The organism is Sulfitobacter sp. OXR-159, assembly GCF_034377145.1.
Classification (GTDB): Bacteria; Pseudomonadota; Alphaproteobacteria; order Rhodobacterales; family Rhodobacteraceae; genus Sulfitobacter.
The window spans coordinates 119,467-137,307 of the sequence record NZ_CP139707.1 but is presented as its reverse complement, the minus strand read 5'-3'; the positions used below and the strand labels follow the sequence as shown (position 1 = coordinate 137,307).

Genomic DNA, 17,841 nt, shown 5'->3' with positions numbered 1-17,841 from the left:
GATAGGGGCGGGTGCAGCATCGGCGCAAATTATTATATTCTATGGGTGTGAAAGGTTTTTTCGATCCTCGACATCGAAGCTTCGGGCGCAGTCACGGGCAAGTTCGGCGGCGCGGGTGACATAGGCGGGCGTACGCTCTGCGTGGTACCGCGCGGCCACCTGCAACGGGCGTGGATGCCACGCGGCGGGGAGAATTTGCAGCGCCCCATCAGCCAGCGCGCCTGCCACCATGACACGCGGCATTACCGCCACGCCCATCCCGTCGAGCACCATGTTCATCGCCGCCGACAGGCTGCTCGAAGGCACCAATCGAGCCTTGGGCGCGGTGGTGCCATCGAAATGGCGGATCAGATCAGAATGGGCCTGCGTGTGCCGCGCATGGCCCAAAACCGGGTGCCGCACCAGCGCCTCAAGGTTAGGCGTGGGGCCAATCTGTGCTGCAAGCTCCGGCGCGGCGACCCAAATGTAGTCATAGGTCGCCAAGTCCAACTGACCTCCCGCCGGGGTTGAGAAGGGCGCGGTTTGCAAGGTCAGGTCAAGCGCATGGGCGGCAAGCTCCCGATCCAGATCACGCGAGAGATCGACGGTAAGCTCAACCGTTAGATTGGGATAAGCCTCTGCCAGCGCGCGCAAAAAGGGGCGCAACCATGTGCTGGCCACCACTTCGGTCACACCAAGGCGCAGGCTGTCGTCGATCAGGTCAGGCCGCGCGGCGGTCTCAACCAGCGCTTCGGCCTCGCGCAGCACGCGGCGGGCTTGGGCCAGCAGCGCGGTGCCCTTTTCGGTCAGCCGGATCGACCCGGCGTCGCGCTGCATGAGGGTCACGCCCAGCGTCGCCTCCAACCCCGATATCCGGGCCGAGATGTTCGGCTGCGTGGTATTCAGATGCGCGGCGGCGCGGCGGAAACTGCCAAGGTCGGCGACCCAGATCAGCGCTTCAAGCTGTTTCAGCGTGAAGAGATTGCCGATCATTCGCGCCAGTCAAAGAAACCCGGTCCGGCCTCGGCCAGAAGCTTGCGGGCCATCGCCTCGCCCGCCTCGGCTCCGTCGGAAATGGCGCAGGTCACGTCGTCGCCGATGGCGTCTGACCCGTCCGGGCGCAGCACCTGGCCGCGCAGGCGCATCTCGGTGCCGTTGAGTTCGGCCAGCCCAGCGATGGGCGTCTCGCAAGAGCCGTCAAGCGTCGCCAGAAACGCGCGTTCGGCGGCCAGTTGTTCGCCCGTGGCGCGGTCATGGATCGCCGCCAACATGTCGGCGGCGCGGCTGTCGTCGATGCGGCGCTCAACCCCAATCGCCCCTTGGGCGATGGCCGGCAGCATGTCATCGGGATGCACGGCGGCCTGCGGCACATCGTCCATTCTCAGCCGGTTCAGCCCGGCCATGGCAAGGAATGTCGCTTCGGCCACGCCGTCATCCAGCTTTTTCAAACGGGTTTGCAGGTTGCCACGAAACTCGACCACTTCCAAATCGGGCCGCCGCAGTTTCACCTGGGCGCGGCGGCGCAGGCTGGAGGTGCCCACGACCGCGCCCTGCGGCAGGTCGGCGATGGATTTCAGATGCGGCGAGATGAACGCATCGCGGCAATCCTCGCGCGGGAGATAGGTGTCGATCAACAGCCCACCGGGTTGCAGCGTCGGCATGTCCTTCATCGAATGCACCGCGATGTCGATGGAGCCATCCAGCAGCGCCGCTTCGATCTCGCGGGTGAACAGGCCCTTGCCGCCGATCTCTTTCAGCGGGCGGTCGATGATCTTGTCGCCCGTGGTCTTGATCACCACGATCGTAAACGCTTCAAACGGCAGGTCAAAGGCGGCGGCGAGCCGGTCGCGCACCTCATTCGCCTGCGCGAGCGCCAGAAGCGATCCGCGTGTGCCGATGTTGAGGGGCCGGGCCGGGGTGGGAAGCTGATACGTCATGACGCATCCCTACCCCCGTCGACATGAACTGACAACTACTGTACCTGCGCTACCTACGGGTTTGCCACAATTAGGAACGCCATAATGACTGCGAATAAGACCATCCTGCGCGCCCTTACGGGCGAAACCCTGCCGACCCCACCGATCTGGATGATGCGGCAAGCTGGGCGCTACCTGCCGGAGTACCGCGCGACGCGGGCCAAGGCGGGGGATTTCCTGTCGCTCTGCTATAACCCCGAACTTGCCGCCGAGGTGACGTTGCAGCCGATCCGCCGCTACGGTTTCGATGCCTCGATCCTTTTTGCCGACATCCTGCTGGTGCCGCAGGCGCTTGGGGCCGATCTGTGGTTTGTCACCGGCGAAGGGCCGCGTCTGTCGACGATCACCACCAAGGCCGAGATGGAAGCGCTGAAACCGGCGGATGCCATTCACGACCACCTCGCCCCGATTTACGAGACCGTGCGCATCCTGTCACGCGAACTGCCCGAGGAAACCACGCTGATCGGTTTCGCAGGCGCGCCATGGACGGTGGCGACCTATATGATCGCGGGCAAAGGCACGCCGGATCAGGGGCCAGCCCATGCGCTGAAGGACGAAAACCCCGAGGTTTTCGATGCGTTGATGGAGAGGATTACGCTCGCCACAATCGAATACCTCGACATGCAGATCCAAGCCGGGGCCGAGGTGGTGAAGCTCTTCGACAGCTGGGCCGGATCGCTGCAAGGCACCGATTTCGACCGTTATTCGACCGAGCCGCTGCGCCAGATCATCAGCGCGCTGAAAGCGCGGCATCCGGATGTCCCGATCATCGCCTTCCCCCGTGGTGCGGGCGCGCGGTTTGCCAATCTGCATGCGGCGACCGGAGCGGACTGCATCGCCATCGACGATGGTGTCAGCGCGGAATGGGTCGCCGAGCATGTGCAGCCCAATGGCTGTGTGCAGGGCAATCTGAAGTCATCGCATATGGTGACGGGCGGGGATGCGCTGGTGCAAGAGACGCGCGCGATTGTCGACGCGCTGGCGAAGGGGCCGCATATCTTTAATCTTGGCCATGGCATTACGCCGGATGCGGATCCGGAGAATGTGCAGTTGATGATCGACACGGTGCGCGGGACGCGAGGCTGAACCTCCGCATCTTACAATGAGGGCCATCGCCTGCCCGCGGGTCGGCGATGAGACGATGGCTCATGCCACTTTATGGTTCAACCGTGATGTGCCTTCACGAAGTCATGCCCAGCCTCTCCAAATCGCCTACCCGGTCGCACCGAAGGTGCGCCAAATATGGAGGCACGCATCCGGCGTGACGGGCGGGCAGGCGACGGCCCGGCGCCTGCGGCTTGATTCCGGGCTAGATGGCACCTTCGCCGTTACTTTGTCGCTCTAACAGAAAGGGGCGGAAGGCTGCCTTTCGATTGTGCAGCGCCTCCTGCCTGCTTGTTGCCCAGCCTCAGTTCACACCCACTTCGCCATCGGCGGCAAGCTCATCAGCACTGCATCAGGGTCATGCCCCGTCTCAAGCCCGAACTTCGTCCCCCGATCATAAACAAGGTTATACTCGGCATAGAGCCCACGGTGCCGCAGCTGCACGTCCTTGTCGTCCATGTCCCATGTCATCTCGCGCCGCTTGTCGACCAGTGGCACATAGGCGGGCAGAAACGCCCGGCCCACATCCTGCGTCAGCGCGAAATCGGCGGCCCAATCGCCGCTGTTGCGGTCGTCATAAAAGATACCGCCCACACCCCGCGCACGTTTGCGGTGCGGGATGTAGAAATACTCATCCGCCCAAGCCTTCAGCTCATCATAGAGCGTGGCGCTATGGGGGTCACAGGCGGCCTTCATCTCGGCATGGAAATAGGCGGTGTCCTCGTCATACTCAATACAAGGATTCAAATCCGCCCCACCGCCGAACCACCACGCATGAGGGGTCCAGAACATGCGGGTGTTCATGTGCACGGCAGGCACATGCGGGTTTTGCATATGCGCGACCAGACTGATGCCCGATGCCCAAAACCGCGGATCATCGGCCATGCCCGGCAGTCCTTTGCGCGCTGCCATCGCCACTTGCGCCCGTTCACCCAAGGTGCCGTAAACGGTGGAGATATTCACGCCCACCTTCTCAAACACGCGCCCGCCGCGCATGACAGACATCTCACCGCCGCCAGCGTCGGACCCATCAGGCGCGGTGCGGGTTGTGTTGCTGACCACGAAACGTCCGGCCTCTTCTTCCCCGACATGACGCGCTTCAATGTCATGGAACGCCTGAACGATGTCATCGCGTAGCTTGCGGAACCAGTCCGCCGCGCGTGTCTTTTGGTCTTGCATGTCTTCGGTCATCTCTGGCCCGCCTTTCTATTATTCCATCGCCCCGCCGCCGAGGATCAGACCTTCGTGTTCGGCCATGTAGATCCGCAACCAAGGCGTATATTCTTCGGGGCTCTGCGCGAGGTTGGTGTGTAGATCGCTCAGGCTGATCCAGCGCGTCGCCATCACCTCATCGGGGTTTTCCGTGATCGACAACGCCGGGTCTGCATGGGCAAGGAATACCTCAACAACCTCATGCTCTATCAACCCGCCGCCAACATCGGCGCGGTATTCGACTTGGCCGCGATGCTGAAGGTCCAACCCGGTGATCCCCAGTTCTTCGTCCAACCGCCGCGTGGCGCAGACGTTGGGCGGCTCGTCCCATTGCGGATGCGTGCAGCAGGTATTCGCCCAGAGGCCGGGGGTGTGGTATTTGCCAAGCGCGCGCTGCTGCAGCAGCAACCTGCCCTCGGCAATTACAAAGACCGAGACCGCCATATGCCGCAAACCGCGTTCATGCGCGGCCAGCTTCTCAACCGGTTGCAGGGTGCCGTCGACCCAAGCGGGGACCATGATCTCCATCAGAGGCGGCTCGCCGTTGTGTTCATCTCACCCTCGAAGCAGAAGAAATTCACCGGCAGTTATCGGAGGAATTCCCCTTGGTCTCAACCGCTAACCGGCCCGCAGCCCGCCCGTGCTACCTTTTGGCGCAGACGATATGCTTTACCCCCTCGCCCAAAACGCTAGTTTCAAATCAGCCAGACAAAGGAACTCACAATGAACATGCGTATCGCGTCGATCTTCGCCATTTGCCTTGGGGCCACGCCCCTATGGGCAGAAAGCCATGCCTCCGGTGATGCCGAAGCCGGGGAAAAGGTCTTTCGTAAATGCAAAAGCTGCCACATGATCCAAGATGATGAAGGCAATGACATCCAAAAAGGCGGCCGCACCGGGCCGAACCTTTATGGAATCTACAACCGCGTGGCGGGGTCGGTCGAAGACTACCGCTATGGCGATTTCATCGTTGAAGCCGGCGAAGCCGGGCTGGCGTGGAACGAAGAAGACTTCACCGGATATGTTGCCGATCCCAAGAAGTTTCTGGCCAGCTATCTCGACACGAACCGCGCCAAATCCAAGATGTCTTACCGTCTGAAAGATGAAGAAGACGCCAAGGATGTTTGGGCGTATTTGGTCTCGGTCGGGCCCGAGGTTACTGAAGTGGATATGGAAGAAGCCAAAACGACTGAATAATCCGACGTTTCACTGATTTTTAATAAACAGGGGGCCGATGATCCGGCCCCCTGTTTTGCGTTTTAAAAGCAGTCGCGCAGCAGCTGCGTGACATTCTCTTTGGTCAGTTCAATCGGGTTGCCGCCGCAGCTTGGGTCTTGCAAAGCCGAGGCCACCAGCGCGTCAATGTCGGGTTCGGTCACGCCAAGGGCGGTCAGATTAGCGGGGATATTCAACTCCGCATTCAACTTGCCGACGAAATCATAGAAGCCATCAAAGCCGCCGACGATATCGAGATAGGCTGCCGCTTTGGCCAGACGGTCCTCAATGGCGGGGCGGTTCATGCGCAGGACGGGCTGCATGACGACCGCGTTGGTGGTGCCGTGGTGCGTGTGATGCACCGCGCCAATCGGGTGGCTGATGGCATGGATGGCACCCAGACCCTTTTGAAACGCCGTGGCGCCCATGGCCGCAGCAGACATCATATGCCCGCGCGCCTCAAGATCAGTACCATCGGCATAGGCCCGCGGCAGATATTCCTTGACCAGACGCATGCCTTCCAGCGCCATACCCTGGCTCATCGGGTGGTAATGCGGCGAGCAGAAGGCTTCGAGGCAGTGGGCGAAAGCATCCATCCCGGTGCCTGCGGTGATCATCGGCGGCATGCCCACGGTCAGCTCCGGGTCGCAGATCACGACGGCGGGCAGCATTTTAGGGTGGAAGATGATCTTTTTCTCATGGCTTTGGGAATTGGTGATCACGCTGGCGCGGCCCACTTCCGACCCGGTGCCGGCGGTCGTCGGCACAGCCACGATAGGCGCAATGCCCTCAGGGTCGGCGCGGGTCCACCAGTCCCCAATATCCTCAAAATCCCACAGGGGGCGCGTTTGGCCCGCCATGAAGGCAATGACCTTGCCCAGATCAAGCCCCGAGCCGCCGCCAAAGGCGATCACGCCGTCATGGCCGCCGTCGCGGTAGACCTTGATGCCCGCTTCGGCGTTCATCTCGGTCGGGTTCGGGTCAACGTCCGAAAACATCGCGCGGCCAAGGCCAGCAGCTTCCATCAGGTCGAGCGTGGACTGGGTGATCGGCAGATAGGCCAGCCCTTTGTCGGTGACCAACAGGGGGTTTTTGATACCCGCAGCGGCGCAGGCCTCGGCGATCTCTTTAATGCGGCCCGTGCCGAAACGGATGGCGGTGGGGTAAGACCAATTGGCAGTCAGGGACATGTCTCAGGCTTTCTTGAGGTGGTAGGATTTAGGGCGTGTCAGCGCGTGATAGCCCAGTTCAGACAGGCCCGCGCCGCGCCCGGTCTGCTTGCAGCCGGTCCAGCAAAGCGCCGGGTCAAGGTAATCGGCACGGTTCATGAAGACGGTGCCGGTTTCCAGCCGCTGGCCAATGGCTTCGGCGGCATCAGCGTCAGCGGTAAAGATCGCGGCGGTCAGACCAAATTGGCTGTCGTTCATCAGCGCGATGGCTTCTTCGTCGTCCTTGACTGGCATGATGCCGACCACGGGGCCAAAGCTTTCGTCGCGCATGACGCGCATTTCGTGGGTCACACCGGTCAGGACCTGCGGCGTCAGATAGGCACCGCCATCGTCGGAGGGCATCTTTTCGATATGCGCCTTGGCACCTGCCGCAACGGCCTCATCAATCTGCGCGCGGACCTCATTGGCGAAACGCACGTTGGCCATCGGGCCAAGCGTCGTGGCTTCTTCCAACGGATTGCCGAGGTTGAGGTTGTTCACCCAAGCCACAGCCTTTTCAACGAAAGCGTCATAGAGGCTTTCGTGTACATAGATCCGCTCGATCCCGCAGCAGCATTGACCCGCGTTGAACATCGCGCCGTCCATCACACCATCGACTGCCGCGTCGAGATTGGCATCGGCCCGGACATAGGCGGGGTCTTTGCCGCCCAACTCTGTCGCGACGCCAGTGAATGTGCCCGCCGCCGCGCGCTCCATCGCCTGCCCGCCACCGACGGAGCCGGTGAAGTTCACGAAATCGAACGCATTGTCCGCGATCAGCGCCGATGTGGTGTCATGGCTCAGCACAACGTTCTGAAACACATCCTCGGGCACGCCCGCCGCACGGTAGGCATCGGCAAGGTGTTCACCGACCAGAATGGTCTGCGAGGCGTGTTTCAGGATCACCGCGTTGCCCGCGATCAGCGCAGGCGCGATGGTGTTGTTCGCGGTCATGTAGGGGTAGTTCCACGGTGCCACGACGAAAACCACGCCATGCGGCTCACGCATGATTTTGCGGCTAAAGGCATCGCTGTCTTCGATTACCGTGGGGGCCAGTGCATCGCTGGCGATCTTGGCCATATGGCTGGTGCGCTCCTGCAAGCCACCGAACTCACCACCGTAGCGCACCGGGCGGCCCATCTGGTGGGCCAGTTCCTCGGTCATGCGGTCGGTCGAATTCTCAATCTCTTTCAGCGCGCCCATCACCAGATCGACACGTTCCTGCAGGGGGCGCGCGGCCCATGCCTTTTGCGCTTTGCGAGCGCGGGCAACAGCCTCAAGCGCCGCATCGTTGCTTAGGGTTTCGCGTTCCGCATAGACCGAACCGTCAATCGGAGAGATACATTTTACCGTCGTCATTCTTAGGCCCTTTCAAAGCCACGGGCGATTTCCCAATCGGTCACCACCCGGTCAAATTCTTCCTGCTCCCATTCCGCCGCGCGGGTGTAATGGGTCACTACATCGTCGCCCAACACCTCGCGCAAGAACGTCGAACCGCGCAGGGTCTCGGTTGCTGCCCGCAGGGTCTGGGGGATATCGACAGCGTCGGACTCGCCGTAAGCATCGCCGCGTGTGGGCGGGGCCAGTTCCATCTTGTCTTCGATCCCTTTGATCCCGGCGGCCAGCATGACCGCCTGCGCCAGATAAGGGTTCAAGTCCGATCCGCCAATACGGCATTCGACACGCACGCCCTTGGTCCCCGCCCCACATAGGCGGAACCCAGCGGTGCGGTTGTCGACGGACCAGACGGTTTTGGTCGGGGCAAAGGTGCCTTTGGCGAAACGCTTGTAGCTGTTGATATAGGGCGCGAGGAAATAGGTATATTCCGGCGCATAGGCGATCAAACCGGCCATATAATGCCGCATCAGGTCAGACACGCCCAACTCGTCGTCACCATCGACAAACATCGGCTTGCCGTCTTTCCACAGCGACTGGTGGACGTGGCTGGAGGAGCCGACACGGTCCTTATGCCACTTGGGCAGGAAGCTCGCTGCATGGCCCTGCTGCCACGCGATCTCCTTGACCGCATGTTTGGCAATCGTGTGGTAGTCGGCACAGTCGAGCGCCGCTGAATAGCGGATGTTAAGCTCTTCCTGACCGGCTTCGGCTTCGCCCTTGGTGTTCTCGATCGGCAGACCGGCGGCGAAGAGATGGTTGCGCAGCGGGCGCATCACGTTCTCTTCCTTGGTGGTCTGAAGGATGTTGTAATCCTCGTTGTAGCCGCTGATCGGCACGAGGTTGCGGTAGCCATCCTTGCGCAGCGCGTCAAAGCTCTGCTCAAACAGGAAGAACTCCAACTCCGTCGCCATCATGGCGTCGAAGCCCAACTCCTTCAGCCGCGCGATCTGTTTCTTCAACATGGCGCGGGGCGAATGAGGCACGGGCGCATGGGTGTCGTGATCCAGCACGTCGCAAAGCACCATCACCGTCCCGTCCAGCCACGGCACCGGGCGGATCGTCTCAAGGTCGGGCTGCATTACATAGTCGCCATAGCCGGACTGCCACGAGGTGGAGGCGAAACCATCGGGCGTCGCCATCTCAAGGTCGGTGGCCAGCAGGTAGTTGCAGCAATGGGTCTCTTTGTAAGAGGTCTCAACAAAGTTCACCGCATGGAAGCGTTTGCCCATCAACCGGCCCTGCATATCCACAAGGCAGGCAAGGACCGTGTCGACGGATCCCTCTTTGACCAGTTTTTTCAGCGCGTCGAATGTCAGTGTGCCGGGCATGTTCTGTCCACTTCAGGGGTAAGGCGGGGGCGCAGGCAGCGCGCCCCCGGTTGTCGGTTCAGCCGTTGGTGTAGGGCGGACCGGCTTTGTTGATGACTTCGTTATAGTCGCGGAAGATCTGCACGATCTTGGCGTGCACTTCGCCTTCTTCGGCGATCTCGGTCCAGAAGTCCTTGGCCGCGTTTTCGACCTCGGCCCATTCGTCGGCAGGCACAGTGCTGAGCTTGAGCTTGTCGCCCTGCGCCCGCAGACGCGCCTCGCCGCCCCAGTACCACTGGTTACGGTAGGTGTGGCCCGCTTCGATCCCCGCCATGACCAACTGCTTGAGGTGATCCGGCAGATCGGCCCATTGCTGCTGGTTGACGAAGAACGACCCGATCCAAGCACCCGAGATGTTGTTGGTGAGGAAGTAGTCCGTCACATCGGCCCAGCCGACGGTGTAGTCTTCGGTGATGCCCGACCACGCCATGCCGTCTAGCTCACCTGTTTGCACGGCAACTTCGGCGTCCTCATAAGGAATGTTCACCGGCACCACGCCGAACTTCGACAAGAAGCGGCCCGCGGTGGGGAAGGTGTAGAGCTTCAGACCATCCAGATCGGCGACCGATTTGATCTCTTTGGTGGTGTTGAAGTTACAGGGGTCCTGACCCGCAGCCGACAGCCATTCGACCCCAACCTTGGCGTATTCTTCTTTCCAAATGTCGGCCAACCCATATTGGTTGAACAGCACCGGCACGTCGAGGATGTGCTTGGTGGCAAAGGGGAAATAGCCGCCGAACTGCTGCAAGGGCGTGGGCGAAGCCATGGAGTCGTCATCGGAATGCACCATGTCGATGGTGCCGCGCTGCATGGCTTGGAACAGCTCGCCGGTGGGGACGATCTGGTCGGCGTAGAACAGTTCGATCTCCATCTCGCCATTGGCGGCGGCGTTGATGTAGTCGACGGCAGGCTTGGTCACCTGCTCGCCCAAGGCGGCACCGGCATAGGTCTGCATGCGCCATTTGATCGGCGCTTGGGCATGGACAATGGAGGGCGCGGCGAGGGCCGCAGGGGCGGCGACGGCGGCCCCGGATAGAAACTTTCTGCGAGTGGTCATACGTCTCTCCTTTGTTGAAATGTCAGGCCGTCTTTGCGCGGCTCTCATTGTTATTTGTCGTAGATATAATCAGGCAGCCATGTCGCGATCTGCGGGAAGACCATGACCAGTATCAGCGCCAAGACCATCACCAGCACGAAGGGCGTGATCGAAGCATAGATGTCGCGCAGGGTAATCTCCGGCGGGGCCATCGCGCGCATCAGAAACAGGTTATAGCCAAACGGCGGCGTCATATAGGCGATCTGCGTGGTGATCGTGTACAGGATACCATACCAGATCAGATCAAAGCCCAGCGCACCGACCAGCGGCACATAGAGCGGGGCCACGATGACCAGCATCGCCGTGTCATCAAGGAAGGTGCCCATGATGATGAAACTCAGCTGCATCATGATCAGGATCATCCAGGGGCTGAGGTTCATCTTCTCGGTAAAGAGACTCTCAATCGCCTTAACCGCGCCCAGCCCGTCAAAGACCGCACCAAAGGCGAGGGCGGCGAGGATGATCCACATGAACATGCAGGTGATGCCCAACGTGTTGCGCACCGAGTTCTCGAAAACCTCGCGGGTCATCCGGCCCTTCAGAACGGCGGCAAGAAAAGCCGCGCCTGCCCCGATGGCAGAGCTTTCCACAAGGCTGGTCCAACCGCGCACAAACGGCACCATCATCACCGCAAAGATCACCAGCGGCAGGATGCCAGCCCGCAGAAGGCGCAGCTTTTCGGCGCGCGGAATGTCACGATCTTCGGCTGAGAGGATGGGACCAAGTTCAGGGTTCATGCGGCACCGGATCACGATATAGGCAATGAACATCGCCGCCATCATCAGCCCCGGAATGACACCCGCCAGCCACAGTTGCCCCACGGGCTGCCGCGCGATCATCGCATAAAGCACCAGCACCACCGAGGGCGGCACGAGGATGCCAAGGCTCGACCCCGCTTGGATCACCCCGGTCACCATCCTCTTGTCATACCCGCGTTTCAGCAATTCCGGCAGCGCAATGGTCGAGCCAATCGCCATCCCCGCCACGCTCAGCCCGTTCATGGCCGAGATCAGCACCATCAGACCAATCGTCCCAATCGCCAGCCCGCCGCGCACACCGCCCATCCAGACATGGAACATCTTGTAAAGGTCATCGGCGATGCGGCTCTCGCTCAGCACATAGCCCATGAAGATGAACATCGGCAGGGTCAGCAGCGGATACCACTTCATCAGCTTCATCGCGGCGGCAAAGCCGATGTCATAGCCGCCCTTGTCACCCCAGAGCAGCAGCGCCGACACAACGGCGATAAAGCCGATAGCGCCAAACACGCGCTGGCCGGTCAGTAGCATCAGCATCATCGATGAGAACATCAATGTCGCGATCATTTCATAGGACATCAGATGGCCTCACCCTTGAGCCGCAGCACGTCTTTCAACAGCTCGGACAGACATTGCAGCAGCATCAGAAAGATACCGACGATCATCACGACCTTGATCGGCCAGAGGTAGGGCCGCCAAGCGGAACTGGATTTCTCCATATGGCCGATCTCTTCGGTCCCCGTGACCAACCCACCGAAAAAGCTAAACGGCTCGGTCCCCCAATAGCCCAACGAATAGGCGGTGGAACTCACCGCGCCATAGAGCAGCACGCAGAGATAGAAGATCAGGAAGAAGACGGTGAAGAGATCAAACCACGCTTTGCGGCGCAGCGACCAATCGCCATAGAGCAGGTCCATCCGCACGTTCGACCCCAGTTGGATCGAGTAAGGCCCACCTAAGATGTAGTAGCCCACCATGACAAACTGCGCCATTTCCAGCGTCCAGAGCGACGGGACGAAGAAGGCTTTGCTGACGGTGGACCACAACAGCACCCCCATCAGGACAAAGATGCCATACATCATGATCCGCCCGATCCGTCGGTTCATCGCGTCGATGCCCCGGATATAGCCACGCATGAATTTCATGGTTTGGAGTCCTTCATCGCGTCATTCATTTCGGGCCGCATCAGCGCGGCACGCAACCAATTGCTGATCATCGCGGCCATCTGCTGTTGCTCGGCCTCGGTTGTGATCAGGTCATTACGGATCTCAAGCATGACATGCGGATGGCCATGCGCCAAACCGTGTTCCTTGAGCGTATGGGTTACCCCGTCTTGGGGGCCATAGGGCGCGTTGCGCTCGACCGTTAGGTCAGTGAACTCTGGCGCCACCGCTAGCATCGCATCCGCCAGCCGTGCGTCACTGTCATGCAGGATGCCAATTTCCACACGGCGCGGTTTGCCGTGGTAGATCGGCGTGAAACTATGCACCGTGACGATCGCGGGCGCATCGACCCGTTTGATCGTCGCGGCAAGGGTCGCGCGGAAGGGCTCGTAATAGCGCGTCACCCGCTCGGCCCGGCCTGCCTCATCAAGTGACGCATTGCCGGGGATCGCAAAAATCTCGCTCTGGGCGGGCATCGCGCCGGGGGCTTCGGGCGGGCGGTTGCAGTCGTAAACAAGCCGCGAAACGCGCCCCGCCACCAGCACGGCGTCTAAATCCTGCGCCATCGCCCGCGCCACGGCCAGAGCGCCGGGATCCCACGCCACATGGCTTTCGCGGGCCGCAGCATCCAGACCAAGACCGTCAAAGCAGGCCGGTATCTCACGCGCCGCATGTTCGCAGACCAACACCAGCGGCGCCTTGGCTCCGGCGTTGATCACCTCGACGGCTTCATTCGAAAGATCTGTCTGCTCTGACACCTTGTCCCCCTCAGTTGATCAAACCTCATTCGGGCGGGGGGCTTCTGTCAACAGAATAATGTCAAATTTATTACAACGCCGTTCAGTTTGTGTTATTACTCGTCAAAAGAGGGGCATCCATGGCTGAACCGACGCTGACCATTTCCGACCGTATCCAGCAAGAACTGGACCGGCTGACCCGTGCGGAACGCCAACTCGCCCATTCGATTCTTGAGAATTACCCCGCCTCTGGCCTCGGCCCGCTGACGGCGCTGGCCAAGGATGCCAATGTCTCGACCCCCACCGTGGCGCGAATGGTGCAAAAGCTGGGGTTCAAGGGTTACCCCGAGTTTCAGAACGAGTTGCGCGAAGAGCTAAAGGCCAAGGCCAAGAACCCCATCGCCAAACACGACACATGGACCGAAGGCGCGCCCTCGGGCCATGTGCTGAACCGTTTCACCGACGCGGTGATCGACAATATCCGTCACACCCTCGGCCAGATTGAACCGGCGACTTTTGACCGTGCCTGCGCCATGATCGCCGATACCGCGCACCCACTTTATATCGTGGGCGGGCGCATCACGCATACGATGGCGGAATATCTGTTTCTGCACGCGCAGATCATCCGGCCCCGGGTGACGCATATCCAGTCCACCTCCAACGCATGGCCGCATTACCTGCTGGACGTGGGCGAAGGCGATGTCTTCGTCATTTTCGACGTGCGCCGCTATGAGAACAACACCCTGAAACTGGCTGAGATGGCCCATGCGCGGGGGGCCAAGATCATCCTCTTTACCGACCAGTGGCGCTCTCCGGTGCATAGCCTTGCCGATATCTGCTTCTCCAGCCGGATCGTCGCGCCCTCGGCTTGGGACAGTGCGGCGGCGACGCTTTTGCTGGTGGAAAGCGTGATCTCGGCCATGCAGGACATCAATTGGGCCGACACCAAAGACCGGGCCGAGCGGCTGGAAGAGATGTTCGATCAGACCCGATTGTTCCGCAAATTCACCTGATCCACAAAGGCTGAGCGCCCTGTCATAAAGGGTATTGGCTTGCCCAAACCCCGCCAGTCGTCTATGGCCAGCACGCCGGGTGTGGTGTCCAGCGCGGTGCCGTGACACGCGCCAAGGCCGGAGGGGGACCGACCATGCGTGATGAAATCTTTTCGCCCAGCGAGCTTGAGCGCCATTATGACCTCGCGCCATCGCCAGCGCTGGCGGCTGAAATGGCCGATATCTACGCCAAGATGGACCGTGTCGTTTCCCCCCCCGATTGGGCCATTCACGCCCCCTATGTCGCCGCGATCAACAAGCTGAAAAAAGAGCGTAACGCGGTCATCCTTGCGCATAACTACATGACGCCCGACATCTATCACGGCATCGCCGATTTCGTGGGCGACAGCCTGCAACTGGCGATCAAGGCGACTGAGGTTGAGGCCGATGTGATCGTGCAATGCGGCGTGCATTTTATGGCCGAGACCTCGAAAATCCTGAACCCGTCGAAAACCGTGCTGATCCCCGATATGGAAGCGGGCTGTTCGCTGGCCGAAAGCATCACCGCCGAGGGTGTCGAACAGATGCGCGCGCAATACCCCGGCGCGCCGGTGGTAACTTATGTGAACACCACTGCCGAGGTGAAAGCCGCGTCGGACATCTGCTGCACCTCGTCCAACGCCGCGCAGATCGTCGCCGCGATGGAAAGCGACACTGTCATCATGACGCCCGACAAATACCTCGCCCAGAACATTGCCAAACAGGTGCCCGAGAAGCGCATCGTCTGGTGGGACGGGGCCTGCATCGTGCACGAACGATATACCGCCAAAGACATCGCCGATTACCGCGAGTGGAACCCCGACACCCGCATCATCGCGCACCCTGAATGCCCGCCGGATGTGGTGGCCGAGGCGGATTTCTCCGGTTCGACCAGCGGCATTCTGGACTATGTGCACCGCGAAAAACCGGCGAAAGCGATGCTAGTCACCGAATGCTCCATGGCGTCGAACATCGCGGATGAGCTGCCCGAGGTCGATTTCGTCGGCCCCTGCAACATGTGCCCCTACATGAAGAAGATCACGCTGGAAAAGGTGCTGTGGTCGCTGCACACCATGTCCGGCGCGGTCGAGGTTGAGGCGGAAGACTCCGAAAAAGCACGCGTCGCGGTGCAGCGGATGATCGACCTCTCCCGCGAACTCGGCCTCTGAGGGCCGCGCCGGTGCAAGAGATCACAACCGGCAGGATCATCATCGTTGGTGCGGGCCTCGGCGCGCTTTATGCCGCGCTTTGTCTTGCGCCGCGCCCCGTTTTGCTGATCTCGCCTGATCCGCTTGGCTCGGGGGCCAGTTCTGCTTGGGCGCAGGGCGGGGTGGCCGCCGCGATGGCGCAGGCCGACAGCCCCGAGGCGCATGCCTTGGATACCATCGCCGCCGGTGCCGGCACGGTAGAGCCGCGCGTCGCGGCCACCGTGACGGAAGAGGCGCGCGCGCATATCCTCGCCCTAACCGACTTTGGCACCGCCTTCGACCGCAGCGCCGACGGGGGCTATGTCATGTCCCGCGAGGCGGCGCATAGTTTCGCGCGTGTGGTGCGGGTGCAGGGCGATCAGGCCGGGGCCGAGATTATGCGCGCTCTGATCGAGCGGGTGCGCAATACCCCGTCGATCCAAGTACTCGAAGGCGTGTTGGCGCGCGGATTGGACAGCGACGGCAGCAAAGTCACCGGCGTTGAGATTGAATTGGCCCGGGCCGAAGGCTCCGCCCCCGCCCTGTTGCGCGGCGCGGGGGTCTTGCTGGCGGGGGGCGGGTCGGGCGGGCTTTATGCGCTGACGACCAACCCGGCACGGATCCGTGGACAAGTGATCGGCATGGCCGCCCGCGCGGGCGCGCTCATCGCCGATGCAGAATTCGTGCAGTTCCACCCCACCGCCATCGACTGCGGCGAAGACCCCGCCCCCTTGGCAACCGAAGCCCTGCGCGGTGCCGGCGCGCATCTGATCAACAGCGAGGGGGCGCGGTTCATGACCGAGGTCCACCCGCTGGCCGAACTCGCCCCGCGTGACATCGTGGCCCGCGCGATCTTTGCCCAGACCCAAGCGGGCCTGCGCCCCATGCTCGACACCCGTGCAGCCTTGGGCCCTGCGGTACTGGCCGAGTATCCCGCCGTCGCCGCCGCTTGCGCGCGCAACGGCATTGACCCGGTGATCCAACCGATCCCCGTGGCCGCCGCTGCGCATTACCACATGGGCGGCGTGGCCACGGATGCACATGGGCGGTCCAGCCTTGCCGGACTGTGGGTCTGTGGCGAGGCGTCCTCGACAGGGTTGCACGGCGCGAACCGGCTTGCATCAAACGGGCTGCTCGAAGCGCTGGTCTTTGCCCGCCGCGCGGCGCAGGACATGCTTGAGGAATGCAGCACCGGCGACAGCGGAACGGTGGCCCTGCCCGACCTGCCCGCTGGCGAAACACCCGCTGAGACCCTCGTTGCCCAGTTGCGCCAAACCATGACCGCCCATGTCGGCGTTCTGCGCGATGCGGAAGGGCTCCAACGTGCCCTTGCCACGATTGCACAGATCGAAGCCGCACAACCCGACTGCGCCCAGCTGCAAAACATGACCGCCACGGCCACGCTGATCGCTGCCGCCGCCCATGCGCGCCGCGAAAGCCGTGGCGCGCATTGCCGCACCGATTACCCCAATACGCTCGAAGAGGCTGCGCGCAGTTTCATGACGCTGGCCGATGCCACTGCCCTACGCTCTAATCCTGAGGAACTTCCCGCATGACCACCGCCCTGCCCGACCTGATCCTTGAGCCGCTGGTCCGCGCCGCGCTGATGGAAGACCTCGGCACCTATGGCGATGTCACCACCCGCAGCGTGATCCCCGAGGGCACGACCTATTCCGCCCGCCTGCGCGCCCGCGCCGAGGGGGTCGTTTCCGGTATGCAGATCGCACGGCTGGCCTTTCATCTGGTCGATCCAACGCTTGAGGTTCGCACGCTGAAAGAAGACGGAAGCACGATTTCCAAAGGCGACACGCTGATGGAGATCGAAGGCTCCGCCGCCGCGATCCTGTCGGCAGAGCGTGTGGCGTTGAACTTTGCCGGGCGGCTTTCGGGCATCGCCACCCTGACAGCGGCCTGCGTGGCCGAGACCAAGGGCACCGAGACCCGGATCACCTGCACCCGCAAGACCACGCCGGGGCTGCGGATGGTGGAGAAACAGGCGGTGCTGCATGGCGGCGGGTTCAACCACCGCTTTTCCCTCTCGGATGCGATCCTGATCAAGGACAATCACATCGCCGCCGCCGGGGGCATCCGGCCCGTCTTGCAGGCGGTGAAGTCCAACGCCTCGCATATGATCCGGGTCGAGATCGAAGTGGACACGCTGGCGCAGCTTGAAGAGGTCTTGGACGAAGGCGGCGCGGATGTTGTGCTGTTGGACAATATGGACACGGCGACGCTTCGTGAAGCGGTGGAAATGGCCAGGGGCCGCATCGTGCTTGAGGCATCGGGCAATATGACATTGCCGCGCATTGCGGAGGTCGCGGCGACGGGGGTGAACTATATCTCCATGGGTGCGCTGACACATTCGGCGACAACGCTGGACCTTGGGCTGGATTTCTGAACCAACTGGGGC

Annotated in this window: 17 protein-coding genes; 6 read left to right on the top strand and 11 right to left on the bottom strand. The window is 61.7% G+C overall.

The features are described from left to right. Nucleotides 1-39: 39 nt before the first annotated feature. Nucleotides 40-972, bottom strand: coding sequence for a LysR family transcriptional regulator (locus T8A63_RS00645; RefSeq protein ID WP_322344704.1), 933 nt, complete (start codon nt 970-972; stop codon nt 40-42). Continuing rightward, nucleotides 969-1,916: a hydroxymethylbilane synthase gene (gene hemC, locus T8A63_RS00640; RefSeq protein ID WP_322344703.1), complete on the bottom strand. Its 948-nt coding sequence runs from the start codon at nt 1,914-1,916 to the stop codon at nt 969-971. Before hemC ends, T8A63_RS00645 begins: the two co-directional genes overlap by 4 nt. Before the next feature lie 84 nt (nt 1,917-2,000). Between hemC and hemE the strand changes: the two genes are divergently transcribed. Further along, complete coding sequence (gene hemE / locus T8A63_RS00635) at nt 2,001-3,041, top strand: uroporphyrinogen decarboxylase (RefSeq protein ID WP_322344702.1); 1,041 nt, start codon at nt 2,001-2,003, stop codon at nt 3,039-3,041. Between the two features lie 327 nt (nt 3,042-3,368). On the opposite strand, the gene hemF is transcribed toward hemE, so the two are convergent. Both hemF and idi read right to left on the bottom strand, forming a co-directional pair. Next, nucleotides 3,369-4,250, bottom strand: a complete 882-nt coding sequence (hemF, locus tag T8A63_RS00630) for an oxygen-dependent coproporphyrinogen oxidase (RefSeq protein ID WP_322344701.1) — start codon at nt 4,248-4,250, stop codon at nt 3,369-3,371. An 18-nt stretch (nt 4,251-4,268) separates the two neighbouring features. After that, a complete protein-coding gene (gene idi, locus T8A63_RS00625) occupies nt 4,269-4,799 on the bottom strand; it encodes an isopentenyl-diphosphate Delta-isomerase (RefSeq protein WP_300050835.1) in 531 nt (176 codons plus the stop codon). A gap of 195 nt (nt 4,800-4,994) precedes the next feature. Between idi and T8A63_RS00620 the strand changes: the two genes are divergently transcribed. After that, nucleotides 4,995-5,468, top strand: a complete 474-nt coding sequence (locus tag T8A63_RS00620; protein ID WP_067631210.1) for a c-type cytochrome — start codon at nt 4,995-4,997, stop codon at nt 5,466-5,468. Nucleotides 5,469-5,530: 62 nt separating this feature from the next. Here T8A63_RS00620 and T8A63_RS00615 read toward each other — a convergent pair whose 3' ends face one another. From T8A63_RS00615 to T8A63_RS00585, 7 genes are read right to left on the bottom strand one after another with little or no spacing between them, the layout of a single operon-like run. Next, on the bottom strand, nt 5,531-6,676 hold the full coding sequence (locus T8A63_RS00615) for an iron-containing alcohol dehydrogenase (RefSeq protein ID WP_322344700.1): 1,146 nt from the start codon (nt 6,674-6,676) through the stop codon (nt 5,531-5,533). Between the two features lie 3 nt (nt 6,677-6,679). Next, entirely contained in the window at nt 6,680-8,053 is a 1,374-nt protein-coding gene (locus T8A63_RS00610; protein ID WP_322344699.1) for an aldehyde dehydrogenase family protein, read from the bottom strand. A gap of 2 nt (nt 8,054-8,055) precedes the next feature. Continuing rightward, complete coding sequence (locus T8A63_RS00605; protein ID WP_322344698.1) at nt 8,056-9,420, bottom strand: glutamine synthetase family protein; 1,365 nt, start codon at nt 9,418-9,420, stop codon at nt 8,056-8,058. A gap of 58 nt (nt 9,421-9,478) precedes the next feature. After that, nucleotides 9,479-10,516 carry a TRAP transporter substrate-binding protein gene (locus tag T8A63_RS00600; protein ID WP_067939693.1) on the bottom strand — a complete coding sequence of 346 codons (1,038 nt, stop codon included), beginning with the start codon at nt 10,514-10,516 and terminating at the stop codon, nt 9,479-9,481. A gap of 50 nt (nt 10,517-10,566) precedes the next feature. Next, the gene (locus T8A63_RS00595) at nt 10,567-11,892 is read right to left on the bottom strand and encodes a TRAP transporter large permease (protein WP_067916408.1); all 1,326 of its coding nucleotides are present in this window, start codon (nt 11,890-11,892) and stop codon (nt 10,567-10,569) included. Beyond that, nucleotides 11,892-12,458: a TRAP transporter small permease subunit gene (locus tag T8A63_RS00590; RefSeq protein ID WP_132443990.1), complete on the bottom strand. Its 567-nt coding sequence runs from the start codon at nt 12,456-12,458 to the stop codon at nt 11,892-11,894. Before T8A63_RS00590 ends, T8A63_RS00595 begins: the two co-directional genes overlap by 1 nt. Then, nucleotides 12,455-13,234 (bottom strand): N-formylglutamate amidohydrolase, encoded by a 780-nt coding sequence (locus tag T8A63_RS00585; protein WP_322344697.1) that lies wholly within the window; start codon nt 13,232-13,234, stop codon nt 12,455-12,457. The genes T8A63_RS00590 and T8A63_RS00585 overlap by 4 nt, the downstream gene beginning before the upstream one ends. Before the next feature lie 119 nt (nt 13,235-13,353). Between T8A63_RS00585 and T8A63_RS00580 the strand changes: the two genes are divergently transcribed. The 4 genes from T8A63_RS00580 (at nt 13,354) to nadC (ending at nt 17,829) form a co-directional block, all read left to right on the top strand. Further along, on the top strand, nt 13,354-14,226 hold the full coding sequence (locus T8A63_RS00580) for a MurR/RpiR family transcriptional regulator (RefSeq protein ID WP_067939702.1): 873 nt from the start codon (nt 13,354-13,356) through the stop codon (nt 14,224-14,226). A gap of 134 nt (nt 14,227-14,360) precedes the next feature. After that, nucleotides 14,361-15,413: a quinolinate synthase NadA gene (gene nadA, locus T8A63_RS00575; protein WP_322344696.1), complete on the top strand. Its 1,053-nt coding sequence runs from the start codon at nt 14,361-14,363 to the stop codon at nt 15,411-15,413. Nucleotides 15,414-15,424: 11 nt separating this feature from the next. Continuing rightward, on the top strand, nt 15,425-16,987 hold the full coding sequence (locus T8A63_RS00570) for an L-aspartate oxidase (protein WP_322344695.1): 1,563 nt from the start codon (nt 15,425-15,427) through the stop codon (nt 16,985-16,987). Then, nucleotides 16,984-17,829 (top strand): carboxylating nicotinate-nucleotide diphosphorylase, encoded by an 846-nt coding sequence (nadC, locus tag T8A63_RS00565; protein ID WP_322344694.1) that lies wholly within the window; start codon nt 16,984-16,986, stop codon nt 17,827-17,829. Before T8A63_RS00570 ends, nadC begins: the two co-directional genes overlap by 4 nt. The last annotated feature ends 12 nt before the right edge of the window (nt 17,830-17,841 follow it).